The organism is Lysobacter enzymogenes (genome assembly GCF_023617245.1).
Taxonomy (GTDB): Bacteria; Pseudomonadota; Gammaproteobacteria; order Xanthomonadales; family Xanthomonadaceae; genus Lysobacter; species Lysobacter yananisis.
Genome location: NZ_CP067396.1, coordinates 4,566,109 through 4,591,374, shown reverse-complemented (window position 1 = coordinate 4,591,374; position 25,266 = coordinate 4,566,109). Strand labels below are relative to the sequence as shown.

The following is a 25,266-nucleotide window of genomic DNA, read 5'->3' as shown; positions in this document are numbered from 1 at the left end:
GCTAGCGTGAAACTGCACAGGACAGGAAGGGCTTGAAATATATGGCTTTTATGTGCGCAAGCTTTGTGCCGCAGCGCTGGGCTTTTGCCTTTGTCGCGATTGCGGGCGTCTGCGGCCCGACATCCTGCGGCACGGCTGTAACGGCCGCTTCCACGCGCCCGCTCGCGGCCGGGTCCGCCGGCGTCACGACCCTCGAAAACCTGTTGCGTTGGCCGCTCGAGGGCGAGGCCGGCAAGCAGAAGGTGGCGGCCGCATTGCGCCGGTCTTTCTTCATGAAGCCGCTCCAGGCGCGGCAGTTCTCGGGCGAGGGCCCGGTGAAGCTCGCGGATGGCAACGTTCTGAGCTCCGCCTGGATAGGCGAGCTGAGCGGTCAGATCGATATCGGCGTTGCGGCCGAACCTTGCGTATCGCCGGAACTGGCCGCCGGATGGATCGGGGCGCGGGGCGAGGCGACGCTGGATGCGCACGGCGTGGATCGCGGAAAGACATACCAGGCGCAAGGCGCGGGAGTGCGGGTCGAATTCACGACGACCCCGTCCACGTATCGGTGCATCGACTCGATCAACATTTATCCGTTCGACGATCCCCGGCAATGAACGGGGACGATCCGCGTCGGCGTTTGCAGGACGAGCCGCGGTTTCAGCAGCTGCCGGCGGCGATGCAGGGATGGATACTCGAGTCGCCGACCGCCGCCGCGGGATTCGCCGGGTTTTTCGCCCGGGGCGGCATGATCGACCAGAGGCCGGGGAGCGGTCTTCCGTTTTATTCCCCGCAGAGCCCGCCCAGGATCATCGTCGATCGCGACGTCTGGACGGGAATGCTCGCTCCGGATGCGTCGCAGTGGCCGCAACGCCATATGTTCGGCACGCTCGCGCACGAAATCGGTCACGACCGATACAACACCGGCTCCATTCCCTTTATCGGGCGCAGCGCCGACGAATACGTCGAGTATCGCGCCGCACTCGAGGCGAAAGCGATTTTCAACGCATTCCCCATCTTCAAGGAATTGGAGAATGTCGAAGCGTTCAAGGGCGGCAAGCCGTTCGGCTCCATCGGCTATCTCAACGAAGTCGAATTGGGCGCGCGCTACGGAGATTGGAGAGCGGGGAGGCTCGATGAAACCGCAGTGGTCGAGCGGATTGCGGCAAAAGTGGCGGACGCGCCGTATAGCCTGAACAACCCGCCTGCGGATATGAATCGCGACGGCTTCATCACCCATCGCGACGCTTATTTGAGGGACTACGCGGCATATATCGAGCCCAAGCTGGCGCGCGCGCATTCCGGTCCTGGGGGCGATCCGCGCGATCCGGGACATCCGGACAGCGGCTTGCTCGAACACCTTCGCGGGCGAGTACGCGCGTTGGACCGGCAGTCCGGAAAAACCTGGGACGACCGGAGCGAACGATTAACCGCCAGCGCCTTGGCGATGGCCAAGGAAAAGGGATTCACCCTGGAGGACGCTCCGCTGCTCGCGTTCAACAAGGCGAGCGGTCCGCTTGGCGAGGGCGAGATCCTGCATCTTTTCCGCGCGGGCCCCAACGCATCGCCGGACCCGTATGCGAATCGCGCGCACATGCCTACGGCGCAAGCGCTTTCGGTTCCTGCGGAGCAGCGCTATCAACAAGTGGGCGCGATTAGTGCTGCTCAGTCCGAGCAAGTGCCGATCATGCATCCGGAGCCTGCGCGCGATCCTGGCGACCCTGGCAAGAACGGGCCCAAATTCGCCCCGTGAACCGCGGCGACGCGGCGGCAAGCGGCCGGCCCGCGCCAGTGGTTCGCGCTACCGCTCAGCGCAGCAAAATCAACGTCGCCAACCCCAGGAAGCTCAAGAACCCCATCACGTCGGTCAGCGTGGTCAGGATCACGCCGCCGGCCAGGGCCGGGTCGAAGCCCAGGCGCTTGAGGGTGATCGGCACCAGCACGCCGCCGGTGGCGGCGGTCAGCAGGTTGATGGTCAGCGCGCTGCCGATCACGAACGACAGGCCCGGCTGGCGGAACCAGATCAGCACGATCAAGCCCAGGCCGATGCCGAGCACCAGGCCGTTGATCAGCGCCACCGAGAGTTCCTTGCGCAGCAGCACGCCGACGTTGGACGCGCCGATCTGGCCCAGGGCCAGGCCGCGGATCATCAGCGCCAGCACCTGGGTGCCGGCGTTGCCGCCCATGCCGGCGACGATCGGCATCAGCGCGGCCAGCGCGACCAGTTTGGCGATGGAGTCTTCGAACTGGCCGACCACGCTGGCGGCGAGGAAGGCGGTGCACAGGTTGACGCTGAGCCAGATCAGGCGGCGCCGGAACGCGCGCCGGACCGGGCTGAACAGGTCTTCGTCCTCGTCCAGGCCGGCCGCGCTCAAGGCCTGGTGTTCGGCCTCTTCGCGGATGATGTCGACCACATCGTCGATGGTGATGCGGCCGAGCAGGATGTTGTTGTCGTCCACCACCGGCGCGCTGATCCAGTCGTGGTCGGAGAACTGGCGCGCGACTTCGCCGGCGGTCTCGCCGACGTCGATCGCCGGTTGCTCGTCGTCGATCAGCTTGTTGATCGCGGTGCCGGGCTCGTGGGTCAGCAGCGCGGCCAGGGCGATGCGGCCCAGGTATTGGTGGCGGCGGCTGACCACGTACAGGTGGTCGGTGTGCTCGGGCAGTTCGCCGCGCAGGCGCAGGTAGCGCAGGACCACATCGATGGTGGTGTCGGCGCGCACCGTCACCACGTCGGGATTCATCAGACGGCCGGCGGTGTCCTCGGGATAGGACAGCACCTGCTCCAGGCGCTCGCGGTTCTCGCGGTCCATCGACTTGAGCACTTCGTCGATGACCGTATCGGGCAAATCCTCGACCAGGTCGGCCAGATCGTCGATGTCGAGGTCCTCGACCGCGGCGACGATCTCGTCGGTGTCCATGTCCGCGAGCAGGCTTTCGCGCACTTCCTCGCCGACGTGGACCAACACCTCGCCGTCGTCTTCCGGATCGACCAGGCCCCACACCACCTGGCGCTTGCCCGGCGGCAGCGATTCGAGCAGGTTGCCGATCTCGGCGGGGGACAAGGTGTTGACCAGGCGGCGAACCGGCCCCAGACGGCCGCTGTCGAGCGCATCGGAAAGCAGGCGCAATTGACGTGCGGTCTTGTCGTGGCGGACGGCTTCGGCCATGCGGTACTTCCTGGCAGGGGGACGGGCGCGGCCACGAAGCCGGCGAGGGGAGCGAAAGCGCGGGCATTATCGCCCGCGCCCCTGGCAAAGCCCAGTGACGATGCGTGGCGGCGCGGCTGGCGTGACTCGCCGCCGGCGGGACTCGCAGCGGTCGGGATTTGCGGTCGGCGCGGGAACGCCGCGCCGCGATGCGAACCGAAGACGCGCGATGCCATCCGCCGCATGCGCCCGCGCGTCGGCCGCGCGCGGGGCGGCCGGCGCTCAGGCGCGCAGCCAGGCCTCGATGCCGGCGCGGTCGCGCGCGCGCAGCAGCGCCGGCGCGCGCTTGCGCAAGCGTTCCAGGCTGAGCCCGCGGATCGCCCGGCGCAGTTCCAGCAGCGTGGCCGGGTGCAGGCTGAATTCCTCCAGCCCCAGCGCCAGCAGCAGCGGCGCGAACGCCGGGTCGCCGGCCATCTCGCCGCACACCGCCACCGGCTTGCCGCGCGTCTTGGCCAGCTTGATCACGTCGCGGATCACCCGCAGCACCGCCGGATGCAGCGGCGTGTACATGTCGCCGAGCGCTTCGTTGTTGCGGTCCACCGCCAGCAGGTACTGGACCAGGTCGTTGGTGCCGATCGACAGGAAATCGACCGCGCCGATGAACGCCGGCAGCGCCAGCGCCGCGGCCGGCACCTCGATCATCGCGCCCAGCGGCACCCGCTCGGCGATCTCGTGGCCTTCGCGGCGCAGGTCGGCGGCGACCTTGTCGAGCAGGGCGCGCACCGCGCGCATCTCTTCGGTCGCGCTGACCATCGGCACCAGCACCCGCAGCGGGCCGTAGCCCGACGCGCGCAGGATCGCGCGCAACTGGGTCTCCAGCAGGCCGTCGCGCGCCATCGACAAGCGCACGCCGCGCACGCCCAGCGCCGGATTGGGTTCGTCGCGCAGGGCCAGGCCGGTCTTGTCGGCCTTGTCCGCGCCCAGGTCGAGGGTGCGGATGGTGACGACGCGGCCGGTCATGCCCAGCACCACGTCGCGGTAGGCGCGGAACTGTTCGTCCTCGTCGGGCAGCTCGTGGCGCTGCAGGAACAGGAACTCGGTGCGGTACAGGCCGACGCCGGCGGCGCCGAGGGCGTGCGCCTCGGCCACGTCCTCGCGCGATTCGGCGTTGGCGTAGAGCTTGATGTCGACGCCGTCGAGGGTGATGGTCGGCTCGCGCCGCAACCGGTGCAGCTGCTTGCGCTCGCGCGCCAGCTCGCGCACCCGCGCGCGGTGCGCGCGCAGGTCGTCGGCGTTGGGTTCCAGGATCACCGTGCCGGTGCCGCCGTCGACCACCACCGCGTCGCCGTCGTTGATCTTCAGCAGCGCCTGCGCGGTGCCCACCACCAGCGGCAGGTGCAGGCTGCGCGCCAGGATCGCGCTGTGCGACAGCGCGCTGCCGGCGGAGGTGACGATCGCCATCACCCCTTGCGTCTGCAGCTGCGCCAGTTCGGCCGGGGCGACGTTGTCGGCGATCAGGATCTCGCCGGCCACGCCCTGGGTGTCGTGGTCGCGCCGGTGCAGGGCGGCGTGGATGCGGCCGATGACCTGGTCGATGTCGTCCACGCGGCTGCGGAAATACGCGTCGTCCATCGCCTCGAACACCGAGGCGATGCGGTCGCGCTGCAGGCGCAGGGCGTAATCGGCGGCGTAGTGGCCGGTGCGGATCAGCGCGTCCAGGCCCTGCAGCAGCTCCGGGTCGTCGAGCAGCAGGGTGTGCAGGTCGAGGAACTCGCCGACCTCGTGCGCGAGCGCGCCGTGCAGGCGCTCGCGCAGGACGTGGATCTCGCCGCGGACGGTGTCGATGGCCGCGTGCAGCCGCGCCAGTTCGCTCTCGACCTGGTCGCGGCCGATGCGTTCCTCGGCGACTTCCAGCGCATGCGGCAGCCGTACCCGGGCGCGCCCCAGCGCGCTGCCCCGCGATGCGCCGACTCCATGGAATTCCTGCCGCATCCGCGCCTCCGGCTCAGCTGTCTTCGTCGAAACGGCGTTCGAACAGGGCGACCACGGCCTCGGCCGCGTTGGCCTCGTCCTCGCCGTCGACGCGCAGTTTGACGTGGGTGCCCTGGCCGGCGGCGAGCAGCATCACGCCCATGATGCTCTTGGCGTTGACCTCGCGGCCCTTGGCGGTGAGCGTGGCGTTGCTGCGGAAGGCCGACAGCACCTGCACCAGCTTGGCGGTGGCGCGGGCGTGCAGGCCCAGTCGGTTGGAAACGGTGAGTTCGCGTTCGATCATGTCGGGGTCCTCAGGCAATGGTCAAACGCAGCGTGCGCGGACGGCAGTGATGTATTGCGGCTTGCTTCATGCGTTCAAGGGGCTTCCTGTCGAGACGGCGGCGTCGCGGCGACGCCGCCGCATCATGCGTCGTCGTGCAGCACGCCGTTGCGGGCGCCGGCCGCGGCGACCGCGGGCAATTGGTCGAGGTCCAGTTCCGCGTAGTTCATCACCCGCAGCAGCATCGGCAGGTTCAGCGCCGAGACCCGCCGCACCGGCGTGCCGAGCCGGGCCACGCGCGCGGCGAGGTTGCTCGGCGAGGCGCCGTACAGGTCGGTCAGCAGCAGCACGCCGTCGCCGCCGTCGACCCGGCGCAGCGCCGCGCTGGCCTGCGGCAGCAACTGGTCGAGGTCGGCGTCGAAGGGCACTTCGAACGCTTCGGCGCGCAGCGGCAGCGGATTCAACAGACGGCCGGCGACCTGCAGCATCGCGCTGCCGACTCCGGTGTGGGTGATGAGAAGGACGCCTACGGACATGCCTCCAACTTAACAGAGCACGGTGACAGGCCGGAAGCGCCCGAACGGTCGATCCGCGGCCGCGGAGGGGAGGGCGCGCGGGACGGTGCGTGCCGGATGCGCGCCGAACGCGGCGGCGTGGGCGCCAAACGGCGCGAACGCGCCGGCAATGGGCCGGTTGCGATGGGCGGGTTTGCGCTGATGCGGGGCGCCGGCCTGGAGCGGTGCGATGAGCGCAGCGAGGGAAGATCTCCGCGGCGGAGCGGGTATGAGGCCGCGTCCGGAGCGGGGTAGCGCCAAGCGCGGCGGAGCTGGGCGGCCGTAGCGTCCGCGCCGACCCGACGCGGCGCGCCCGTCCGGCGGGCTGCGAACGCCGGTTCGCTCGCCCGCCGCCGGCAAAAAAAGGCCGCCCGAAGGCGGCCCTTGCCATGAAACCTCGCGTCGCCTACTGCTTCGGCGGGGTCTCGGTCTGTCCCTTGTTGCGGCCTTCGTCCGGCGGCGGCGCGGTCGCCGCCGGGTCGGCCGGCGGCGCATCGGCGGGCGGGGTGTCCGCCGGCGGCGGCATATCGGCCGGCGGCGCGCCGGCGTCCGCAGGCGGGGTGGTATCGGCCGGCGCGACCGGACCGGCCGCCGGGTCCGGCGGCGGCGCTTGCTCGGGCTGCTTGCAGGCGCCCAGCAGGACGGCGGCGAATGCGGCGCTGAGCGCCAGGGCCAGCGAACGCGGACGCAGGGTGCGGGTGTCGTGCTTGCTCATCTCGATCCTTTGTGCTGACCGGGTCAGCGCGTTGGGGGGGAGGGCGGCCGGCGGACCGAGGCGGCGGTCAGCGGTCGCCGCTGCCCTTGTTCTGGCCGGCCTGGTATTCCGACAGCGACAGATACCCGTCGCGGTCGAGGTCGTGGACGGAGAAGTTGGCGGCCAGGCGCGCGTCCATCGCGGCTTCGTCGCGGCTGATCTTCTGGTCGCCGTTGGCGTCGAGTTCGGTGAACGCGGCCGGACCGATGGCGTCGCTGGGCGGAGGCGGCGTGCGCGCGTCGGCGCCGCTGACGTCGTTGACCGGCGGCTCGGTGCGCTGCATCGGCGCGGTGTGGTCGCCGTGGTCGGCCGCGCGCGGCGGGGTCTGGCTTTGGGCGAAGGCGGCCGGCAGCGCGAGCGCGACGGCCAAGGTCAGCGCCAGCGTGGAACACCGGCGCGATGCGAGCGTGCGGATCATGGGGGACATGTCGCGGCTCCGTGTGAGGGGACGCCGGCGCATCGAATGCGCGGTGCGCAGCTCCGGCGTGCGTCCGACATTAGGGCGCCGCGCGCAAGCGCAGCGGCACAGAGATGGGAAAATTTCGTAATTTTCAGGCGTTTTCGCCGTGCGCCGGTCGGTGGCGATTCATTCGCGGCGAAGGGCAGCTTGGCGAAGCGACTGTAGGAGCGACGCAAGTCGCGACCGCGGCAACGGGCCTACGTCGAAAGCGGCGTCGCAATTGCGGATTCGCGGTCGCGGCTCGCGTCGCTCCTACAGGGAGGAACGCAGCTAGGCGAAGCGCCTGTAGGAGCGACGCAAGTCGCGACCGCGGCAACGGACCTACGTCGAAAGCGGCGTCGCAATTGCGGATTCGCGGTCGCGGCTCGCGCCGCTCCTACAGGGCGGAACGCAGCTCGGCGAAGCGCCTGTAGGAGCGACGCAAGTCGCGACCGCGGCAACGCGCCTACGTCGAAAGCGGCGTCGCAGCTGCGGATTCGCGGTCGCGGCTCGCGCCGCTCCTACAGGGAGGCACGCAGCTTGGCGGAGCGACTGTAGGAGCGACGCAAGTCGCGACCGCGCCAATGCGCCTACGACGAAAGCAGCGACTCGCCCGCGTTCAGTCCAGTTCGCGGTGATGCACCGCCACTTCGTTCCAGCCGCGCAGCCGCGCGTGTTCGGCCATGCGCTCGGCCAGGTACACCGAGCGGTGGCGGCCGCCGGTGCAGCCGAAGGCGATGGTGGCGTAGCTGCGGGTGCTGTCGCCTTGCAAGCGCGGCAGCCAGGTGTCGAGGAACTGGCCGACCTGCTCGACATACAACTGCACGTCGGCCTGGGTCTCCAGATAGTCGCGCACGCCGGCGTCGCGTCCGGACAGCGGCCGCAGCGCCGGGTTCCAGTGCGGGTTCGGCAGCGCGCGCGCGTCGAACACGAAGTCGGCGTCGGCCGGCACGCCGCGGCGGTAGGCGAAGGATTCGAACAGCAGCGACATGCCCGCTTCCACGCCCAGACCGAATTCGGTGATGACGTGGCGGCGCAGCTGGTGGATGTTGAATTCGCTGGTGTCGACGATGGCGTCGGCGATCTGGCGCAGCGGCTTGAGCACCTGCCGCTCCAGCGAGATCGCATCGGCCAGGGCCAGCCCGAACTGGCTCAGCGGATGGCGCCGGCGGGTGTCGGCGTAGCGCTTGAGCAGCACCGCGTCGCTGGATTCGAAGAACACCAGGCGCGGATCGGCGCCGAGCGCGCCGACCGCCGACAGCCACTCGGGGATGTTGGCCAGGTCGCTGTGGCGGTTGCGCACGTCGATGCCGACCGCGAGCTTGGTCGGCATGCCGTCCTCGGCCTTGATCACGTTCTGCACGAACTGCGGCAGCAACTCGGCCGGCAGGTTGTCGACGCAGTAGAAACCCAGGTCTTCGAAGGTGTTCAGCGCCACCGACTTGCCCGAGCCGGACATGCCGCTGACGATCACCAGGGTGAAACCGCTGGCCTCGGCCGCGTGCTGGGCCCCGGCCGGGCTGGACTCGACGCCGCTCACGATTCTCCGCGCTCCAGAAAGTTGCTGTGCCGGGCGATGAACGCCGCGGCGGGGTCGAGGCCCTTCATGCGCAGGCTGTGCAGGCGCGTGGCCGCTTCGGTCAGCACCGCGAGGTTGCGGCCCGGCATGACCGGCAGGGTGATCATCGGCACGTCGAGGTCGAGCACCCGGCGCAGGCTGGTGTCGCCGGTCAGGCGCTCGATGCCGGTGGCCTTGGGTTCGCTCATCGGCTTGGTCAGGTGCACGATCAGGCGCAGGTACTTGTTGTTCTTGACCGCGGTGTCGCCGAACATCTGGCGGATGTTGAGCACGCCCAGGCCGCGCACTTCCAGCAGGTCCTGCAGCATGTCAGGGCAGGTGCCGTCGAGCACGTCGGGAGCGATCTGGGTGAATTCGGGCGCATCGTCGGCGACCAGCCGATGCCCGCGCGTGACCAGCTCCAGCGCCAGTTCGCTCTTGCCCGATCCGGATTCGCCGGTGATCAGCACGCCGATCGAGTAGATCTCCATGAACACCCCGTGCAGGGTGATCTGCGGCGCCAGCGCGCGGGCGAGGTGGTATTGCAGGTGATTGAGCAGTTCATGCCCGCGCCGCGGCGACGCCCACAACGGAGTGTCGCTTTCCTCCGCGGCGATGCGCAGGTCCTCGGGGCAGGGCTGGTCCTTGCTGATGACCAGCGCCAGCGGCCGGTACTGGATGATCTTCTCGATGGTTTCCCAGCGCAGGCGCGAGTCCAGGCCGTCGAGCCAGGTCAGCTCCTCGGTGCCGAGGATCTGCACCTTGTTGGGATAGATCGCATTGAGATAGCCGGCCAGCGACGGCCGGCGCGCGACCGTGTTGACCGCCTCGACCAGGCGGCCGTCGCCGCGCTGGCCCGCGATCCAGCGCAGCGCCAGCTTCTCGCGCTGCTGTTCGAACAGTTCGCCTGCGCGGATGCTTTTGCTCATGGGGGGAGTTTACGTGATTGAGCTGCGGGGGCCGGGACCGGGGACCCGGGACCGGGGACCGGGATACGAGGCCGGGAATGCGCGCAGCGTACCGACGACATAAGGCTTTTTCCCGGTCCCGGGTCCCGGGTTCCCGGTCCCCGGTCCCGGCTTCACGCCGCGCTGCGGCGACAGCAGTCGAGCAGGCGATGGCTCAGTTCGGCCGCATCCGGCGCGCTGCGCAGGCAGTCGCGGAAGTCCGGATCGGCGAAACGCTCGGCCAGTTCGGCCAGCAGTTGCAGGTGCTGCTGCACGTGGTGCTCGGGCACGGCCATGGCCAGGACCAGATCCACCGGCTCGCCGTCGGCGGCGCCGAAGTCGACCGGCTGGGCCAGGCGCAGGAACGCGCCGCAACTGGTTTCCAGCAGCGGCGTGCGGCCGTGGGGAATGGCCACGCCGTGGCCGATGGCGGTGCTGGCCAGGCGCTCGCGCTCGCGCAGGCCCAGGTCCAGCGCGGCCGCGGTGCGCGGGTCGCCGCCGGACAGCAGGCGGGCGGCGGTTTCGAGCACCGCGTTGCGATCGCCGGGGCTTCCGAGGATCGCAACGCGCTCCGCGCTCAACAGGTCGTAAAGCGGCATGACGGCTTGGGTGTGGCTTGCGTTGCTTGGCTGGCGCGGAGTTTACGCCTGAACTCAGCCGATTTCGCCGATTTCGCCATTGCGGGCGAGGCTTTCGCCGCGATGGTGGTCGACCAGCTTGCTCTTGTGCTTCATCAGCAGGCGGTCGAGCTTGTCGGCGAGCAGGTCGATGGCGGCATACATGTCTACTGCCGCGGCGTCGCAATGCAGGGTGCGGCCGGCGAGATTGAGGGTAGCTTCGGCGCGGTGGTCGGGCTTGTCGAGACTGAGCTGGGTGCGGACGTCGAAAGGCTGGTCGTAGTGGCGTTGCAGACGGGCCAGCTTGGATTCCACGTAGTCGCGCAGGGCGGGCGTGACTTCGATCTGCTGGCCGTGGGTTTCGATACGCATCGGGGACCTCCTTCACGTCGCGGATGAATGCAGAACTTCAGAGCGTTCCAACCTGAACGTCGGAGTTCCGTCCGGCCCATCCGGACCGAAACGGAACCGGGTGACGCCCTGGCCGTGACCAGGGAGTCCAGCATCGCACGATGGGACGCGGGCGCAAGGGGCCGGCCTCGTGCTTTGGTCTTAGGCGCGCGCGAAGGCCTTGATCGGGCGGGGTTTTTTCGCCGTCGTAAAGTTTTTGCAATGACAATGGGCGCAATCGGCATAAGCCGCGGCCCGGTCGCGGCGGGTGCTGAGAAGCTTCGGAACGGGCCGCGACGGCGCCGCTCAGCCCATGCGCACGCGGTCCTGCGACGACGGGATGCTCATCGCCTCGCGGTACTTGGCCACGGTGCGCCGCGCCACCGGCACGCCGGTGGCCTTGAGGGTCTCGGCCAGGCGCGCGTCGGACAGCGGCTTGCGCGGGTTCTCGGCCTCGATCAGGCGCCGGATCATGGCCTGGATCGCGGTGCTGGAGGCCTCGCCGCCGGCGCCGGTGTCGATGCCGGAGGCGAAGAACGCGCGCAGCGGCACGGTGCCGCGCGGGGTGCGCGCGTACTTGCGCGCGATCGCGCGCGAGACGGTGGATTCGTGCAGGCCGATTTCGTTGGCGACCTCGCGCAGGGTCAGCGGCCGCAGCGCGCTGTCGCCGAATTCCAGGAACGCGGCCTGTTGCTTGAGCAGGCAGCGGGCGACCTTGAGCAAGGTATCGCCGCGCGCTTCCAGGCTCTTGAGCAGCCAGCGCGCTTCCTGCAGGTGGCCGCGCAGGTAGCTGGCGTCGGCGGCGCTGGCGTGGCGGATCATGCCTTCGTAGCCGCGATGGATGCTGATGCGCGGACGCATCGCCTCCGACAGGGCGACCCGCCACAGGCCGTGCTGGCGCCAGATCACCACGTCCGGGGTGACATAGGTGTCGGTGGAGATCGCGCCCATCTGCGCGCCGGGGCGCGGATCGAGCGAGCGCAGCAACTGCACCGCGGTCTCGACCTGGGCCGGGTCGAGCTTGAGTTCGGCGGCCAGGCCCGCCACGCCGACGCGCGGCAGCCGTTCCAGCGGGCCGGAGGCGATCTGCTGCGCCAGCGCCTTGCCGGGGGTGTCGTCGGACAGCGTGCCCAACTGCAGGCCCAGGCATTCGGCCAGCGAGCGCGCGCCGGTGCCGACCGGATCGAAGCGCTGCACCTGGTGCAGCACGGTCATGACCTCGTCCTCGCCGACGCTCAGCTCCGGCGCCAGCGAATCGGCGATGGCCTGCAGCGGCTCGCGCAGGTAGCCGTCGTCGTCGATGGCTTCGATGATCGCCACGCCGATGCTGCGGTCGCGCGGCGACAGCGGGCTCAGGTGCAACTGCCACAGCAGGTGGTCGAGCAGGGTCTCGGCGTCGGCGACCTGCTCGGCCGCGGACGAGTCGTCGTCGTGGTCGGACGGGCCGACCCGCTCGTACCAGGTCTCGCCGTCGTCCATGGTCCATTCCGGCTCGGGCGTGGATTCAGGCCCGGGGCCTTCGCCGCCGGTGCTGTCCTCGGTGCTGGAAGAGGATGTGACGGTCGACGCGTGGACCGGCTCGCCGGGCTCGGGCGCGGCCGGCTCGGTCCAGTCCAGCAGCGGATTGCTTTCCACCGCGCTCGCCAATTCGGCTTCCAGCTCGACCGCCGACAGTTGCAGCAGGCGGATCGCCTGCCGCAATTGCGGCGTCATCACCAACTGTTGTCCGAGGGAGGCTTGGAGGCGGGGCTTCATGTTCGATGGATGACGCGACCGGTTGGGACGGCCGCCCGCACGGCGCAGGCAGCCGGGTCGCGCATCGCGGGCGTCGCCTCACGCCCGGCAACCGCAGAGGTCACAGACGGAAGGAGTCGCCCAGGTACACGCGACGGACATCGGGATTGGCCAGCAGCGCGTCCGGAGCCCCCTGCGCGAGCACGCCGCCGTCGTTCAGGATATACGCACGGTCGCAAATGCCCAAGGTTTCGCGCACGTTGTGGTCGGTGATCAGCACCCCGATGCCGCGATTCTTGAGATGGCGCACGATTCGCTGGATCTCGCCGACCGAAATCGGATCGACGCCGGCGAAGGGTTCGTCCAGCAGCATCAGCCGCGGCCGCGCGGCCAGGGCGCGGGCGATCTCCACGCGCCGGCGCTCGCCGCCGGACAGGCTGGCGCCGAGCTGGTCGGCGACGTGGGTGATCTGCAGTTCTTCCATCAGGCTGGCCTGCTCGCGCTCGATCCCGGCCTTGTCCAGGTCCTCGCGCAGTTCCAGCACCAGGCGCAGGTTGTCGGCGACGCTGAGCTTGCGGAACACCGAGGGTTCCTGCGGCAGGTAGCCCACGCCGTACTTGGCGCGCGCGTACATCGGTTCGGAGGTGATGTCCTTGCCGTCGAGCACGATCGTGCCGGCGTCGGCCGGCACCAGGCCGACGATCATGTAGAAGCAGGTGGTCTTGCCGGCGCCGTTGGGGCCGAGCAAGCCGACCACCTCGCCGGCGTCGAGGGTGAGGCCGAAATCGCGCACCACCTCGCGCTGGCGGTACGCCTTGCGCAGGCCCTGGGCGACCAGCATCAGCCGCCTCCCTTCTTGGCCGGGGCGGGCTTGGCCGGCGCCGGCTTGGCCGGTGCGGGCGCGGGCTTGGACGCCGGCGAAGCCGAGGCGTCCTTGTTCTTGGGCTGCAGCTGCATCGACACGCGGCTGCCGGTGCCGCCGCTCTCGACCTGGCCGGTCTTCATGTTGTAGACGATGCGCTCGCTCTTGATCGTGTCGCCGGCCTTGTCGACGAAGGCGTTGCCGGTGAGGATCACGATGTCCTTGGGCATGTCGTAGTCGACCTTGTTGGCGCGGCCGTTGAACGGCGAGCCGTCGTCGAGCTCCTGCTTCAAGGTGACCTGCGAGCCGGTCAGGGTGACGTAGCTGATGTCGCCGTTGGCGCGCTTGATGTCGGCCTTGGCGGACTTGATCTGCAGCGTGCCTTGCACGATCACCACGTTGCCGGTGAGCACGCAGGGGCCGGTGTCGCTGGCGACCGAGCAGTCGCTGCGGTCGGCGTCCACGTTCATCGGCTGGTTGCGGTCGGAGGAGCGCGCGTACGCGCTCGCGGCCGGCACCAGCAACAGGGCGGCCAGGCACAGGGCCGGCAGGTTAGCGGGCTTTCGCTTCATAGCGCGCCTTGACGTTGGATTTGAGGATGATGTTCTTGGTTTCGAGGTCGGCGTCCAGACCCAGACCGGTCAGTATAGTGCCCGGCTGGGTCATGTTGACCGCGACGTCCGAGGTCGCCTTGTTGGCGTCCGGGAAGACGTTCAGTTCCTCGGTCGCGATGTTGATCGGCTTGCCGGCGGCGTTGGTGCTGTCGGCCTTGACCTGCCCGCGCAGGCGCACTTCGTCGCCCTCGGCGTTGACCCAGCCGCGCTGCGAGCGCACTTCCCACGGGCCGCCGTTGCTGCCGGGCTTGGCCGGGATCAGGAACAGCGGGGTGGCGATGTCCATGGTCTTGTCGCTGGGATCGCGGGTCAGCTTCGGCGCGCGCAGGGTGAAGGATTCGCGGCCTTCCTTGTTGAGCACGACCACGTCGAAGTCGGTCAGCACGTAATCCGGGCGCGATGCCGCCTTGGCCGCGGCGGGCTTGTCGCGCTGCGACCACCACGCCCAGCCGGTGAGCGCGGCGGCGGCGAGCAGGACCAGGGTCGAAAGCAGGCGCCAGTTCATCCCAGGGCTCCGGCGAGGATCGCGTCGGCGTGGCCCTGCGCGCCCAGCAGCAGATCGCACAGTTCGCGCGCCGCGCCTTCGCCGCCGCGCGTGTGGGTGCGCCAGTGCACGCGCTCGCGCACCCACGGGTGCGCGTTGGCCGGCGCCACCGCCAGGCCGACGTGCGGCAGGATGCGCAGGTCGGCGAGGTCGTCGCCCATGAAGCAGACCTGTTCCAGCGTCAGCGACAGGCTTTCGGCGATCCGCTTGACGCACACCAGCTTGTCCTTGATGTCGCCGTGCGAACTCGCGCCCAGCTCGGCGGCGCGGTGCGCGGCGATCGCGCCGCCGCGCGCGGTGACGAAATGCACCGCGATGCCGTGCTTGCGCAGCAGCGCCAGGCCCTGGCCGTCCTGGACGTGGAAGCTCTTGTACTCGCGCCCGCCCTCGTCGTAGGTCAGCCGCCCGTCGGTCAGCGTGCCGTCGACGTCGAAGCAGGCCAGGCGGATGCGCGCGGCGCGCTCGCGGATGTCGGCGGGGTAGTCGTTGAGATGGCTGTAGGGCATGGAGCGAGGAGTGAGCGAAGAGGAGTGAGGAGTGAGAGGGATGCGGGTGGCGAGGCGGTCGTGGAGTCGAAGGTCTTGGCGGAAGCGAGGAATCGACGGCAGCGATCGAACCCGCTCACTCCTCGCTCCTCTCCGCTATCTCCTGGCCTTAAACCACCCGCGCTCGCAACAGGTCGTGAATGTTCAAGGCCCCGACCACGCGGCGTTCAGTATCCACGACCAGCAGGCCGCTGATCTTGTGCGTTTCCATGAGCTGCGCGGCTTCGACCGCGAGCGCGTCGGCGCCGATGGTCTTAGGCGCGCGGGTCATGACCTCGGCGATCCGGGTCGAGCGCAGGTCGACGCCGCGGTCGTCGAGGGTGCGGCGCAGGTCGCCGTCGGTGTACAGGCCGATCAGGCGGCCGTCGTCGTCGACCACCGCGGTCATGCCCAGGCGCTTGTGGCTCATCTCCACCAGCGCCTGGCTGACGCTGGCGTCGGCGCCGACCCGCGGCACGTCGTCGCCGGCGTGCATGATGTCGGTGATGTGCAGCAGCAGGCGGCGGCCGAGCGCGCCGGCCGGGTGCGAGCGGGCGAAGTCGTCGGCGGTGAAGCCGCGCGCTTCCAGCAGCGCCACCGCCAGCGCATCGCCCATCGCCAGCGAGGCGGTGGTGCTGGAGGTCGGCGCCAGGTCGAGCGGGCAGGCCTCGGCCGGCACGCTGACGTCCAGGTGCACGTCGGATTCGCGCGCCAGGGTCGACTGCGGCCGGCCGGTCATCGCGATCACCGTGTTGCCCTGGCGCTTGAGCACCGGCAGCAGCATCAGCACTTCGTCGCTCTCGCCGGAGTAGGACAGGGCCAGGACCACGTCGGCGTCGGTGATCATGCCCAGGTCGCCGTGGCCGGCTTCGCCGGGGTGGACGTAGAAGGCCGGGGTGCCGGTCGAGGCCAGGGTCGCGGCGATCTTGCGCGCGATGTGGCCGGACTTGCCCATGCCGGTGCAGACCACCCGGCCGCTGGCGGCGAGGATGCGCTTGCACGCGGCGGTGAAGTCGCCGTCGATGCGCGCGGCCACCGCGGCCAGCGCCTGGGCCTCGATCGCGAACACGCGCCGGCCGCTGTCGGCCAGCCCGGCCTCGGAGCCGGCAGGGATCGTGGTGCGCGGGTCGCGGGCGGGGGCGGGCTGGGTCATGGGGCGGGGCGATCCTGGGAACGTCGGGGGCGGACGGCGGCGGCGAAGGCGGAAACGCTCGACCGTGTCCGCGCTCGGACGCGGTCGATGGAATCGGCCGTTGCGGCCACCGGCATTCCGGTAGCGGGGGCTTTCCGCTAGGCTAAGCCGCCAATTCTAAGCGGTTAGCCGGCCCCGCGCCGGTTCCGCAGGCACATCCCGGGTTGCCGGGCTCCCCACATTCAGCCGGCCTGCGGCTGCGGCCGGGCCCGGCTTGCGCCCCCGACGCGTCGCCGGCGGCCCGCCGGCCGGGCGGCGTCCGCCCAGCCCCTGACAATTCCAGCTCCCGACAATTCCAGCTCCCGCCAGAGGTCCCGCCGTGAACGCCGACACCATCCGCTCCCTGATCGAACAAGGCCTGCCGGGCGCGCAAGCGCAGGTGCGCGGCGACGACGGCGTGCATTTCGAAGCCACCGTGGTCGCCGAGGCCTTCCGCGGCAAGCTGCCGCTGGCCCGCCATCGCCTGGTCTATGCGACCCTGGGCGAGCGCATGGGCGGCGAGATCCACGCCCTGGCGCTGAAGACCCTGACCCCGGAAGAGGCCGGCCAGGCCTGACCGGCGCGCGGCCGGGCGTCTCGCGGTCCCCGCCGCGCGCGGCCGCATCGGGTCGCCGACGCCGGTCGCGCCCGAACCGCCGAGGCCCGCATCGCGCCGGCCCGGTACTTCACCGTCGCCTCACTCAATCGGCCGCGCCAGCTTCTACCATGGGCGTCCCGCGATCCGCTTAGGCCGTCGCGCTGCCGCGGCGACGCCGCGCACGTTATCTTCGCCAGGCGCCGGCCGCGCGGCCGCCGCCTCGCGCTTGCCCTTTCGACTCCACTTCTCCTTTCGACTTCAGCGAATCCGTCAATGCAAAAAATCGTGGTGCAAGGCGGCCAGCCGCTCAACGGCGAGGTCCAGATTTCCGGCGCCAAGAACGCCGTCCTGCCGATCCTGTGCGCGACCTTGCTGGCCGATGCGCCGGTGACGATCCGCAACGTGCCGCGCCTGCACGACGTGCTGACCACGGCCAAGCTGCTGGGTGAACTCGGCGCCGGCGTGAGCAGCGAAGGCGCGTCGATCACGGTCGACCCGACCACGGTCAACAGCCACGTCGCGCCGTACGAACTGGTCAAGACCATGCGCGCCTCCGTGCTGGTGCTCGGCCCGCTGCTGGCCAAGTACGGCCAGGCCGAAGTGTCGCTGCCGGGCGGCTGCGCGATCGGCTCGCGTCCGGTCGACCAGCACATCAAGGGCCTGCAGGCGCTGGGCGCGGAGATCGTGGTCGAGAACGGCTACATCAAGGCGCACAGCAACGGCCGGCTCAAGGGCGCGCGCTTCGTTTTCGACGTGGTGAGCGTGACCGGCACCGAGAACGTGCTCATGGCCGCAGCCCTGGCCGAGGGCACCAGCGTGCTGGAGAACGCGGCGATGGAGCCGGAGGTGGTCGACCTGGCCGACTGCCTCAACGCCCTGGGCGCGCGCATCGAAAATGCCGGCAGCGGCCGGATCGTGGTCCACGGCGTCGAAAGACTGCACGGCGGCAGCCACGACGTGCTGCCCGACCGGATCGAGACAGGCACCTTCCTGGTCGCCGCGGCGATGACCGGCGGCCGCGTCACCGTCACCGGCAGCCGCGCCGACACGCTGGATTCGGTGCTCGACAAGCTGCGCGACGCCGGCGCCAAGATCGATGTCGACGGCGACCGCATCACCCTGGACATGGGCGGCCGCCGCGCGCGCGCCGTGGACCTGGTGACCGCGCCGTACCCGGCGTTCCCGACCGACATGCAGGCGCAGTTCATGGCCCTCAACTGCACCGCCGAGGGCGCCGGCGTGATCAACGAAACCATCTTCGAAAACCGCTTCATGCACGTCAACGAACTGCTGCGCCTGGGCGCGGACATCCGTGTCGACGGCCACACCGCGGTGGTGCGCGGCGTCGCCAAGCTCAGCGGCGCGCCGGTGATGGCGACCGACCTGCGCGCCTCGGCCTGCCTGATCCTGGCCGGCCTGGTGGCGCAAGGCGAGACCACCATCGACCGCATCTACCACCTCGACCGCGGCTACGAGAACATCGAGCAGAAGCTGTCGGGGCTCGGCGCGAAGATCCGTCGGGTCGATTGATCAGGCCCGACCGAGCCCGCTCTTGTGGGAGGGCCTTCAGGCCCGATGCCTTCCGCTCAGATCGCCGCGACCTGAGACAACAGCGTCGGGCCTGAAGGCCCTCCCACGGAAGACTCCACAGAAACAAAAAAGCCCCGCGAATGCGGGGCTTTTTTGTTGTCGACTTCGAGGCGCCTCAGCGCACCGCCTGCACCCGCAGGTCGATCGCGTCGCTGCCGTTCTCGCGCTGCAGGATGCGCACCGGCACCGGCACGTCGGCGACGACCCAGGCGATGGTTTCCTTGTCGCCGTTCTTGCTCGAGACCTTGGTCGCCTGCTGCGACTTGCCGCCGACCGTGATCGCTTCCTTGCCGACCACCGAGTAGCTCAGCTCCTTGATCCGGCCGTCCTCGACCATGCGATAGCTCATCGGCTTGCCGGCGGCGGCGTCGCGCACGATCGCCAGGTTCACCAGCAGGCCGTCGAGGTCGCCGCTCTGCAGCTTGATCGGGCCGGAGCGGTCGGGCTTGATGTCGCCGGTCCAGGTGGCCACGCCGCGCGACCAGTCGTAGCTGGCGTTGACGCTCTTCTTCTTGGTCAGCACCTTGCTCGAATCGCTGCCGCTGAGCGGGCGCAGCTTGCCGCCGGCCTCGTCGAAGGTGGTGGTCTGGCGCAGCTCGGCCAGCGGACTGGTGATCGACAGTTCGTACTTCCAGCGGTTGCCGTCGGCCTGCGACACGGTCATGCGACCGGCGCCCTGCATGCCCATGTAGCTGGCCGAATAGTCGGCGCTGAACGGCTTGACCGCGAGCGCCGGCGCGCTGAACGCGGCCAGGGCGCCGGCCAGGGCGGCCATGCGGAAAAAGTGCGTGGACTTCGTGGTCATCATTGTTCGTTGACTCCTTTGTATTCGACCAGGCGCAGATCGTAGGTGTCCTGGCCGTCTTCGCGTTGCAGGATGCGGACCGGCGTGGGCACGCCGTCCACCACCCAGATCGAGGTTTCCTCGCTGCCGCTCTGCACGCGGTTCACGCGCATCGCGTTGAAGCTCATGTCGTCGATCTTGACCCCTTCCAGCTCCTGCTGCACCACATATTGGTGCGGGCGGGCGCGGCCGGAATCGACGAATCGGTAACTCAGCGTCTTGCCGGGCTGGGCGTCGCGGACCACGGCGAGGTTGATCAGCAGCCCGCTCATGTCGCCGTCCTGCAGCGGGATCGGCTTGCGCCGGTGTTCCTTGACGTCGCCGGTCCATTGCGCGCTGCGCTGGTTCCAGTCGTAGTTGCCGTCGATCACGCGCTTGGAGAACAGCACCTTGCGCACCATCTTCTGGCTCAACGGCCGGTAGGCGTCGCCGACCACGTCGAACACCGTGGTCTGCTGCGCGGCGGCGCCGGCCAGGCTCATCATGCCGTGCTCGGCGCGGATGTCCAGGTCGATGCGCCAGCGGCCGCCGCCCTCGGGCTTGACCTGCATGGTGGCGTCGCCGAGCGCCTTGCCGCCGTTGAACACCTCGTAGTTGGCCACGAACGGTTCCAGCGCCAGCGCGCTGGTGGGCGCGGCCGCGCCGGTCAGCGCGGCCAGCAGCAGGGGCAGGAGGGGCTTCATGGCGACGCGGGCGGGTCCTGGTGCGCTGGGCGCGAAAGGGGAGGTGCGGCGTAGCGGTCGGTGGGACGGGTAGGACGTGCGGGCCGGACTCGTCGCGCCGGGCGCGCGGCTGCGGTGTCAGGCCGTCGCGTCGCCGGCGGGATCGGTCAGGCGGCCGGCGCAATCTAAACGCAGCGGCGTAAATAGCGGATGACCATCGACCTGCACGGTTGCGCCGTGTTCAGCCAGCCGGCCCGAGGTGGCCAGGCGCATGACCGCCAGCAGCAGCGGGTGCTCCACGCCGAGGACTCGTTCGGCCAGGAGTTCCGGTGTATCGCCGGTGTGCACCGGCACCACGGCTTGTGCGATCACGGTGCCGGCGTCGAGCTCCGGAATGACGAAATGCACGCTGGCGCCGTGCTCGCCGTCGCCAGCCTCGAGCGCCCGCGCGTGGGTGTGCAGGCCGCGGTACTTGGGCAGCAGCGAGGGGTGGATGTTGATCGTGCGGCCGCGGAAACGCTCGACGAAGGCGTCGCCGAGGATGCGCAGATAGCCGGCGCAGAGGATCCAGTCCGGGCGCGCGGCGGCGACGGCTTCGGCCAGGTCGGCGTCGAACGCCTCGCGGCTGGGATAGGCCTTGGCCGCGGCCGACCAGCGCAGCGGCGGCGCGACCCGTTGCAGTGCCGCCGCGCCGGGCTTGTCGGAAAACACCCCGACCACCTCGCCGGCGAGGGTGCCGGCGGCGATCGCGTCGAGCACGGCCTGCAGGTTGCTGCCGCGGCCCGATGCGAGGACGGCGATGCGGGGGAGCGGCTGGGGCATTGCGGGCGGGGCTGTGGGAGCGGTGGGACATTTTAGGCGATCCGGGGGATCGCGGTGGGGGCGGGGCGAGTTGGGGGAGCGGTGAAGCGAAATCGAAATGGGTTCCGGCTTTCGCCGGAATGACGGAGATGGGAGGGCGGCGCGATCTGCCGCCGCCGAGGACGTCCGTCCTCTCCCCCACGTCGTCATTCCGGCGAAAGCCGGAACCCATTTTGACTTTGCGCTATCCGCCCAAGGCCGCGCCACCTGCAGGCGGCGCGGCCCACGTCTTCAGAACTGCGCGTCCACCGACACGAACCACTGCCGCGGCGCGCCGGTCAGCAGGGTCTGGAACGTCCCCTGCGGGTCGTAGTCGCGAAAGCCGTTGCTGCCGAGGGTGGCGATGTAGGTCTTGTCGAACAGGTTGTAGACGTTGAGGCCGACCCGCAGCGACTTGACCTGGCCGATATCGCGCTTGCGCCAGCTCACTCCCGCATCCCACAGCCAGAACGCGTCGGTGCCGGCGTCGTTGCTGTAGGTGTAGTAGCGCTGGCCGGTGTACTTGCCGCCCAGGCGCAGTTCGACATCGCCGATGCCGTAGCTCAGTTCGGTCGCGAACAGCTGCTTGGGCGTGTCGACCATCTGTTTGCCGCGGACCTGTACGAGCTGGCCGCCGCTGACGTAGTCGGAGCGGTACTGCGAATCGTTGTAGGCGGCGCTGGCCAGCCAGCGCAGGCGCTCGACCGGCGTCCACACGAACGCGACCTCGCCGCCGAGGGTGCGCGCCTTGCCGACGTTGGCGAACTGGTTCGGGCAACTGACCACGCCCGGACAGGGCACGATCACCAACTGGCGGTCGTCGAAGTTCACGCCGTACACGGTGGTGGAGAGCTGGTAGCGGTCGTCGCCGTAGCGCCAGCCCAGTTCCAGGGTCTTGGACTGCTCGGGCCTGGCGCCGTCGCGGCTCAGGTCGAAGGACGCCTGGGTCAGCGACCAGGCGCCGTTGACGCCGGGGCGGAACGCGGCCTGGTTCTCGGCGTAGTTGGCGAACACGTCGCTGCGTTCGTTCAACTGCCAGGCGAGGCCCAACTGTGGCAGGAAGCTGTCGCGCGCGCTCAGGCGGCCGCCGGCGCGGCCGGGCACCACCACCTTGCCGTCGGTGACCACGTCCTGGCCCTTGAAACCGGCGTTGACGGTCAGGCGCTCGTCGAACAGCCGCATCGTGTCCTGCAGGTACCACTGGCGGGTGCGGGTGTCGAAGCGTTGGCGGAACAGGCGCTGGGCGAATTCGCCCGGGTCGAAGAAGCGCTGGTCGTCGATCGGGCCGTCGATGTCGACGAAACTGCGGCCGGCGCCGTGCACGCTGTCTTCGAACCAGAACCCGCCTTCCAGGGTGTGGCTGCCGACGGTATAGCTCAGGCGCGCGTTGAGGCCGCTGCGTTCGATGTCGTAGCTGGTGATGCGCAACGCGATCGGGATCGTCGGCGAACTGATGTACGGGGTGAACCAGTGGCCCTGGCCTTCGTTGCGGTGGTAGTAGCCGGTCGCGTTCAGGCGCAGCGCGTCGCTGAGGTCGAATTCGCCCGACAGCGCGGCGAGGTCGTCGTCGCGCAGGCCGCGGGCGAGGTAGTAGGCGTCGTCCTTGGTCTTCGCGCAGCCGCTGAAACGGCCGTTGGCGGCGGCGAGCGCGCGTTGCCAGTCGGGCGCGTAGTTGTCCCAGCCGTGGCCGCAGCGGCGGATCAGGTCGAGCGAGAGATCCGGATCGTCGGTTTCGTTGCGGCGCGAGGTCGACAGCCACAGCGCGATGCGGCCCTGATCCCACTGATACACGGCCTTGCCGTTGAACTGCTGCTGCTCCTGCACGCCGGCGCCCTTCCAGCGGTCGGCTTCGTTGCGCATGCCCGAGACGTAGGCGCTGAAGCCGCGCAGGTCGCCGGTGTCCGCGCGCGCGAAACCGCGCAGGGTGGCGTTGTCGCCGAACGCCAGGCCGGCGCGCGCGCCGAACTCGGCGGCCGGATCGGAGGAGTGCAGCAACAGCGCGCCGCCGAGGTTGCTGGTGGAGGGAATGCGCAGCGCGCCGGCGCCTTGGGCGAGTTCGAGCTCGGCCACGTTCTCCGGCAGGATCGCGCGATTGGGCGAGAGCCCGTTGTTGTTGGCGTAGCTGTTGTCGCCCAACGGAATGTCGTCGAGCGCATAGCCGAGTTGGTTCTGGGCGAAACCGCGGATCGCGATGCGGTTCGACCACTCGTAGCTGCCCCACGGATCGGAGCTGACGAAATGCACGCCGGGCAGCTTTTCCAGCGCCTTGACCGGATTGGTGCCGGGGGCGACGGCCTGCAGTTCGACCTGGCCGATGCGCTGGACCTGGCGGGTTTCGCGATGGCCGATCACCGAGATCGTGTCGAGCGTGGCGGTGTCGTCGCGATCCAGCGGCGCGCCCGCGGCGGCGGCCGTCGCGTCGGCGTCCGGCGACGCAACGGCGGCGTGGCCGGCCAGGGGCAGCACGGCGAGCAGGGCCAGCGCCAGGGGAGTACGGATGGGGACGTTCATGGGGTCTCGTGGAATGCGCGCCGCGGTGGCGATGGGGCGGCATTACAGCGAGGCGATATGAAGGCGCGGGCGCGCGATGCGGACTGCGTGGGGGACCTGTCTAGTGCTTTGGGGGGTGGGATAGGTGGAAGGGAGGGATGAATAGGCGTTGGCGGTGGACGCTGGGTGTCGTCAGCAATCGCTGTTGCCGTTGCCGTTGCTGCGCTTTGCTCTTGGCTTGGACGCAACCTCGCACGAGGCCCATGTTCCGCAGCCCCGGAGGGCGTGCGCATGGATGCGCACGCGCGCCATGGGGCAGGATGCCCCTTATGGCGCGGCCCCGCGCCTCTTTCGAGCCATAGTGGCTCTTGATCCGAAAAAGAAGAGGCCTTTTCTTTGGCTGGCACTGTCTAACCTCAAGTGCATCACCCACCTCGAGTCCACCCATGGGCACTCGTTACAGTCACTTCAGCGCCGAAGAACGCGGCGTGATCATGGTCATGAAGCAGCAGGGGCACAGCGGTCGGGCCATCGCCCGGGTGCTGGGACGCGCCGGCAGCAGCGTCACGCGGGAGTTGGCTCGCAACGGGCATGAGCCGCCGTCGGACACGCCCAAGCGTGGCCGTCCACGACGCGGCTATGATGCCGTTCGCGCCGGTCAACGCGCCAAGAAACTGCGTTGCGTCCCGCGACGGTTGCGCAAGCTCGCCCATCCGCTGCTGTGGATGCAGGTCAAGGCGCGATTGATGCGGTATTGGTCGCCTCGCCAGATCAGCCGGGGCCTGCGCGAACAATTCCCCGATCGGCCGGAGTGGCACGTGTCGCACGAGACCCTCTACACCGCGATTTACGCCATCCCGCGCGGTCCGATTCGTCGCGAGCTGACGCGACTGCTCAAACAGCATCGGGCGTCGCGCCGCTCGCCTCGCAAAGGCGCGGAGCGACGAGGCCGGATGCTGGACATACAAAGCATCCGCTCACGTCCGTCCGAAGCCGAAGAACGCCTGGTTCCCGGACATTGGGAGGGAGATTTTCTGGTCGGCGCCGGCAACGCGTCGGCCATTGGCGTGCTGGTGGACCGCAAGACGCTGTTCACGGTGCTGGCCCGCATGCGCGGCTGCACGGCGGCCGACGCGCTGGAGGGGTTCAGCCGGGTGTTGCGTCGCCTGCCCGCTTCGGGACGAAAGACCCTGACCTACGACCAGGGCAAGGAGATGGCCTTGCATCGCGTGCTGTCCGAGCGCAACGACCTGTCGATCTACTTCGCCGATCCGCACAGGCCATGGCAACGAGGGGTGTGCGAAAACACCAATGGACTGCTGCGGCAGTACTTCCCCAAAGGAACGGATCTGTCCCGCTACACCCAGCGACAGTTGGATCGAATCGCCTACGAATTCAATACGCGGCCGCGTGCGTCGCTGGGCTATCAGTACCCGGCCGTCCTGTTCATGCACGAAGTGGGGCGGCACGATATGGCGGAAAAAGTGCGGCAGGAGATCTACCATTCGTTTGATGCACTTAGAGGTTGACAGTGCCGTTACTTTCTTTGTGGCTTCAGACAAAGAAAGTGACCCGGCCGCTTGCGGACGGAAGCTTTGGATCTTCGCTTGTCGTCACCCGTTGCAACGACAGAGGCCGACCTTACTGCGGCACGCCCCCTGTAGGAGCGGCGCGAGCCGCGACCGCGCCATCGCGGCGATTGCGAAGGTTTCGTCGTAGGTGCGTTGTCGCGGTCGCGGCTCGCGCCGCTCCTACAGTCGGGCACCCAGCCTCACGATCGTCATTCCGGCGAAAGCCGGAACCCATGTTGACGTTGCTGCTGCTTTCGCCGTTATCGATGTGTCGCGCGACGACAAGCCACCATCAAAAGCTTTCGTCCGCAAGCGGCCGAGCTACTTTCTTTTGTCAGCGCGACAAAAGAAAGTAGCCAAAGAAAAACGCTTGTTTTAAGTCAAAAGCCACTAAGTCCAGCACCTTGCGCGGGGCTGCGCCATAAGGGACATCCTGTCCCATGGCGCACGCGCGCATCCATGCGCGCGCCCTCCGGGGCTGCGGAACGTGGGCCTCGGGCGAGGTTGCGTCCAAGCCAAGGGCAAGAGCAACCGCACGAGCAACGGCCACAGCCACAGCCACGGTCACTGCCGTGATCGAC

At 69.3% G+C, this 25,266-nt stretch carries 25 protein-coding genes; 5 read left to right on the top strand and 20 right to left on the bottom strand.

The genetic code is table 11. From position 1 onward, the window contains the following. Positions 1 to 32 precede the first annotated feature (32 nt). Together JHW41_RS18995 and JHW41_RS18990 are read left to right on the top strand one after the other, a co-directional pair. Positions 33 to 596: a hypothetical protein gene (locus JHW41_RS18995; protein ID WP_250444702.1), complete on the top strand. Its 564-nt coding sequence runs from the start codon at positions 33 to 35 to the stop codon at positions 594 to 596. Further along, entirely contained in the window at positions 593 to 1,732 is a 1,140-nt protein-coding gene (locus JHW41_RS18990; RefSeq protein ID WP_250444700.1) for an XVIPCD domain-containing protein, read from the top strand. Before JHW41_RS18995 ends, JHW41_RS18990 begins: the two co-directional genes overlap by 4 nt. A 55-nt stretch (positions 1,733 to 1,787) precedes the next feature. Here the strand turns inward: JHW41_RS18990 and mgtE are convergent, their stop codons facing one another. The 16 genes from mgtE to JHW41_RS18910 form a co-directional block, all read right to left on the bottom strand. After that, on the bottom strand, positions 1,788 to 3,149 hold the full coding sequence (mgtE, locus tag JHW41_RS18985; protein WP_057946577.1) for a magnesium transporter: 1,362 nt from the start codon (positions 3,147 to 3,149) through the stop codon (positions 1,788 to 1,790). Between the two features lie 261 nt (positions 3,150 to 3,410). Beyond that, a complete protein-coding gene (gene ptsP, locus JHW41_RS18980) occupies positions 3,411 to 5,120 on the bottom strand; it encodes a phosphoenolpyruvate--protein phosphotransferase (RefSeq protein ID WP_250444698.1) in 1,710 nt (569 codons plus the stop codon). A gap of 13 nt (positions 5,121 to 5,133) precedes the next feature. Further along, positions 5,134 to 5,403: an HPr family phosphocarrier protein gene (locus JHW41_RS18975; RefSeq protein ID WP_057946579.1), complete on the bottom strand. Its 270-nt coding sequence runs from the start codon at positions 5,401 to 5,403 to the stop codon at positions 5,134 to 5,136. 122 nt (positions 5,404 to 5,525) lie between these two features. Next, entirely contained in the window at positions 5,526 to 5,918 is a 393-nt protein-coding gene (locus JHW41_RS18970) for a PTS sugar transporter subunit IIA (RefSeq protein WP_057946580.1), read from the bottom strand. Positions 5,919 to 6,342: 424 nt separating this feature from the next. Continuing rightward, positions 6,343 to 6,651 (bottom strand): hypothetical protein, encoded by a 309-nt coding sequence (locus JHW41_RS18965; RefSeq protein ID WP_057946581.1) that lies wholly within the window; start codon positions 6,649 to 6,651, stop codon positions 6,343 to 6,345. 67 nt (positions 6,652 to 6,718) lie between these two features. Beyond that, on the bottom strand, positions 6,719 to 7,117 hold the full coding sequence (locus JHW41_RS18960; RefSeq protein ID WP_078997844.1) for a hypothetical protein: 399 nt from the start codon (positions 7,115 to 7,117) through the stop codon (positions 6,719 to 6,721). Positions 7,118 to 7,748: 631 nt separating this feature from the next. Continuing rightward, complete coding sequence (gene rapZ / locus JHW41_RS18955; RefSeq protein WP_083382409.1) at positions 7,749 to 8,588, bottom strand: RNase adapter RapZ; 840 nt, start codon at positions 8,586 to 8,588, stop codon at positions 7,749 to 7,751. 77 nt (positions 8,589 to 8,665) lie between these two features. Next, the gene (gene hprK, locus JHW41_RS18950; protein ID WP_057946583.1) at positions 8,666 to 9,616 is read right to left on the bottom strand and encodes an HPr(Ser) kinase/phosphatase; all 951 of its coding nucleotides are present in this window, start codon (positions 9,614 to 9,616) and stop codon (positions 8,666 to 8,668) included. Positions 9,617 to 9,768: 152 nt separating this feature from the next. Beyond that, positions 9,769 to 10,233 (bottom strand): PTS sugar transporter subunit IIA, encoded by a 465-nt coding sequence (locus JHW41_RS18945; RefSeq protein WP_057946584.1) that lies wholly within the window; start codon positions 10,231 to 10,233, stop codon positions 9,769 to 9,771. A gap of 54 nt (positions 10,234 to 10,287) precedes the next feature. Next, positions 10,288 to 10,623 carry a ribosome hibernation-promoting factor, HPF/YfiA family gene (gene hpf, locus JHW41_RS18940; RefSeq protein ID WP_057946585.1) on the bottom strand — a complete coding sequence of 112 codons (336 nt, stop codon included), beginning with the start codon at positions 10,621 to 10,623 and terminating at the stop codon, positions 10,288 to 10,290. 324 nt (positions 10,624 to 10,947) lie between these two features. Next, positions 10,948 to 12,396, bottom strand: a complete 1,449-nt coding sequence (locus tag JHW41_RS18935) for an RNA polymerase factor sigma-54 (RefSeq protein WP_250444696.1) — start codon at positions 12,394 to 12,396, stop codon at positions 10,948 to 10,950. Between the two features lie 100 nt (positions 12,397 to 12,496). Beyond that, positions 12,497 to 13,216, bottom strand: a complete 720-nt coding sequence (gene lptB / locus JHW41_RS18930) for an LPS export ABC transporter ATP-binding protein (protein ID WP_057946587.1) — start codon at positions 13,214 to 13,216, stop codon at positions 12,497 to 12,499. Then, positions 13,216 to 13,809, bottom strand: a complete 594-nt coding sequence (gene lptA / locus JHW41_RS18925) for a lipopolysaccharide transport periplasmic protein LptA (RefSeq protein ID WP_250444694.1) — start codon at positions 13,807 to 13,809, stop codon at positions 13,216 to 13,218. Before lptA ends, lptB begins: the two co-directional genes overlap by 1 nt. Then, positions 13,790 to 14,356: an LPS export ABC transporter periplasmic protein LptC gene (gene lptC, locus JHW41_RS18920; RefSeq protein ID WP_057946589.1), complete on the bottom strand. Its 567-nt coding sequence runs from the start codon at positions 14,354 to 14,356 to the stop codon at positions 13,790 to 13,792. The genes lptA and lptC overlap by 20 nt, the downstream gene beginning before the upstream one ends. Continuing rightward, the gene (locus JHW41_RS18915; protein WP_250444692.1) at positions 14,353 to 14,901 is read right to left on the bottom strand and encodes a KdsC family phosphatase; all 549 of its coding nucleotides are present in this window, start codon (positions 14,899 to 14,901) and stop codon (positions 14,353 to 14,355) included. Before JHW41_RS18915 ends, lptC begins: the two co-directional genes overlap by 4 nt. Positions 14,902 to 15,049: 148 nt before the next feature. Next, positions 15,050 to 16,072: a KpsF/GutQ family sugar-phosphate isomerase gene (locus tag JHW41_RS18910; RefSeq protein WP_057946591.1), complete on the bottom strand. Its 1,023-nt coding sequence runs from the start codon at positions 16,070 to 16,072 to the stop codon at positions 15,050 to 15,052. 358 nt (positions 16,073 to 16,430) lie between these two features. Between JHW41_RS18910 and JHW41_RS18905 the strand changes: the two genes are divergently transcribed. Together JHW41_RS18905 and murA are read left to right on the top strand one after the other, a co-directional pair. Then, on the top strand, positions 16,431 to 16,667 hold the full coding sequence (locus tag JHW41_RS18905; RefSeq protein ID WP_057946592.1) for a BolA family protein: 237 nt from the start codon (positions 16,431 to 16,433) through the stop codon (positions 16,665 to 16,667). 294 nt (positions 16,668 to 16,961) lie between these two features. Further along, positions 16,962 to 18,218 carry a UDP-N-acetylglucosamine 1-carboxyvinyltransferase gene (gene murA, locus JHW41_RS18900; RefSeq protein WP_250444689.1) on the top strand — a complete coding sequence of 419 codons (1,257 nt, stop codon included), beginning with the start codon at positions 16,962 to 16,964 and terminating at the stop codon, positions 18,216 to 18,218. Positions 18,219 to 18,393: 175 nt separating this feature from the next. On the opposite strand, the gene JHW41_RS18895 is transcribed toward murA, so the two are convergent. The 4 genes from JHW41_RS18895 to JHW41_RS18880 form a co-directional block, all read right to left on the bottom strand. Continuing rightward, positions 18,394 to 19,086 carry a DUF3108 domain-containing protein gene (locus JHW41_RS18895; protein ID WP_250444688.1) on the bottom strand — a complete coding sequence of 231 codons (693 nt, stop codon included), beginning with the start codon at positions 19,084 to 19,086 and terminating at the stop codon, positions 18,394 to 18,396. After that, on the bottom strand, positions 19,083 to 19,805 hold the full coding sequence (locus JHW41_RS18890) for a DUF3108 domain-containing protein (RefSeq protein WP_250444686.1): 723 nt from the start codon (positions 19,803 to 19,805) through the stop codon (positions 19,083 to 19,085). Before JHW41_RS18890 ends, JHW41_RS18895 begins: the two co-directional genes overlap by 4 nt. 117 nt (positions 19,806 to 19,922) lie before the next feature. Next, positions 19,923 to 20,606 carry a phosphoribosylglycinamide formyltransferase gene (gene purN, locus JHW41_RS18885; RefSeq protein WP_250444684.1) on the bottom strand — a complete coding sequence of 228 codons (684 nt, stop codon included), beginning with the start codon at positions 20,604 to 20,606 and terminating at the stop codon, positions 19,923 to 19,925. A 270-nt stretch (positions 20,607 to 20,876) separates the two neighbouring features. Further along, on the bottom strand, positions 20,877 to 23,135 hold the full coding sequence (locus JHW41_RS18880; RefSeq protein ID WP_250444682.1) for a TonB-dependent receptor: 2,259 nt from the start codon (positions 23,133 to 23,135) through the stop codon (positions 20,877 to 20,879). Positions 23,136 to 23,560: 425 nt separating this feature from the next. Here JHW41_RS18880 and JHW41_RS18875 point away from each other — a divergent pair, with 425 nt between their 5' ends. After that, on the top strand, positions 23,561 to 24,643 hold the full coding sequence (locus JHW41_RS18875; protein ID WP_250444680.1) for an IS30 family transposase: 1,083 nt from the start codon (positions 23,561 to 23,563) through the stop codon (positions 24,641 to 24,643). Positions 24,644 to 25,266 lie beyond the last annotated feature (623 nt).

Excerpts from the sequence above, each read along its gene's own strand:
- JHW41_RS18970 (WP_057946580.1), bottom strand. The coding sequence starts at position 5,918 with ATGTCCGTAGGCGTCCTTCTCATCACCCACACCGGAGTCGGCAGCGCG.
- JHW41_RS18895 (WP_250444688.1), bottom strand. The coding sequence starts at position 19,086 with ATGATGACCACGAAGTCCACGCACTTTTTCCGCATGGCCGCCCTGGCC.
- JHW41_RS18935 (WP_250444696.1), bottom strand. The coding sequence starts at position 12,396 with ATGAAGCCCCGCCTCCAAGCCTCCCTCGGACAACAGTTGGTGATGACG.
- lptB (WP_057946587.1), bottom strand. The coding sequence starts at position 13,216 with ATGCTGGTCGCCCAGGGCCTGCGCAAGGCGTACCGCCAGCGCGAGGTG.
- hpf (WP_057946585.1), bottom strand. The coding sequence starts at position 10,623 with ATGCGTATCGAAACCCACGGCCAGCAGATCGAAGTCACGCCCGCCCTG.
- murA (WP_250444689.1), top strand. The coding sequence starts at position 16,962 with ATGCAAAAAATCGTGGTGCAAGGCGGCCAGCCGCTCAACGGCGAGGTC.
- JHW41_RS18945 (WP_057946584.1), bottom strand. The coding sequence starts at position 10,233 with ATGCCGCTTTACGACCTGTTGAGCGCGGAGCGCGTTGCGATCCTCGGA.
- lptC (WP_057946589.1), bottom strand. The coding sequence starts at position 14,356 with ATGAACTGGCGCCTGCTTTCGACCCTGGTCCTGCTCGCCGCCGCCGCG.
- mgtE (WP_057946577.1), bottom strand. The coding sequence starts at position 3,149 with ATGGCCGAAGCCGTCCGCCACGACAAGACCGCACGTCAATTGCGCCTG.
- lptA (WP_250444694.1), bottom strand. The coding sequence starts at position 13,809 with ATGAAGCGAAAGCCCGCTAACCTGCCGGCCCTGTGCCTGGCCGCCCTG.
- JHW41_RS18915 (WP_250444692.1), bottom strand. The coding sequence starts at position 14,901 with ATGCCCTACAGCCATCTCAACGACTACCCCGCCGACATCCGCGAGCGC.
- JHW41_RS18975 (WP_057946579.1), bottom strand. The coding sequence starts at position 5,403 with ATGATCGAACGCGAACTCACCGTTTCCAACCGACTGGGCCTGCACGCC.
- hprK (WP_057946583.1), bottom strand. The coding sequence starts at position 9,616 with ATGAGCAAAAGCATCCGCGCAGGCGAACTGTTCGAACAGCAGCGCGAG.
- JHW41_RS18880 (WP_250444682.1), bottom strand. The coding sequence starts at position 23,135 with ATGAACGTCCCCATCCGTACTCCCCTGGCGCTGGCCCTGCTCGCCGTG.
- JHW41_RS18960 (WP_078997844.1), bottom strand. The coding sequence starts at position 7,117 with ATGTCCCCCATGATCCGCACGCTCGCATCGCGCCGGTGTTCCACGCTG.
- JHW41_RS18990 (WP_250444700.1), top strand. The coding sequence starts at position 593 with ATGAACGGGGACGATCCGCGTCGGCGTTTGCAGGACGAGCCGCGGTTT.
- JHW41_RS18965 (WP_057946581.1), bottom strand. The coding sequence starts at position 6,651 with ATGAGCAAGCACGACACCCGCACCCTGCGTCCGCGTTCGCTGGCCCTG.
- purN (WP_250444684.1), bottom strand. The coding sequence starts at position 20,606 with ATGCCCCAGCCGCTCCCCCGCATCGCCGTCCTCGCATCGGGCCGCGGC.
- ptsP (WP_250444698.1), bottom strand. The coding sequence starts at position 5,120 with ATGCGGCAGGAATTCCATGGAGTCGGCGCATCGCGGGGCAGCGCGCTG.
- JHW41_RS18875 (WP_250444680.1), top strand. The coding sequence starts at position 23,561 with ATGGGCACTCGTTACAGTCACTTCAGCGCCGAAGAACGCGGCGTGATC.
- rapZ (WP_083382409.1), bottom strand. The coding sequence starts at position 8,588 with ATGTCCGGCTCGGGCAAGTCGGTGGCGCTGAACACCTTCGAAGACCTG.
- JHW41_RS18890 (WP_250444686.1), bottom strand. The coding sequence starts at position 19,805 with ATGAAGCCCCTCCTGCCCCTGCTGCTGGCCGCGCTGACCGGCGCGGCC.
- JHW41_RS18910 (WP_057946591.1), bottom strand. The coding sequence starts at position 16,072 with ATGACCCAGCCCGCCCCCGCCCGCGACCCGCGCACCACGATCCCTGCC.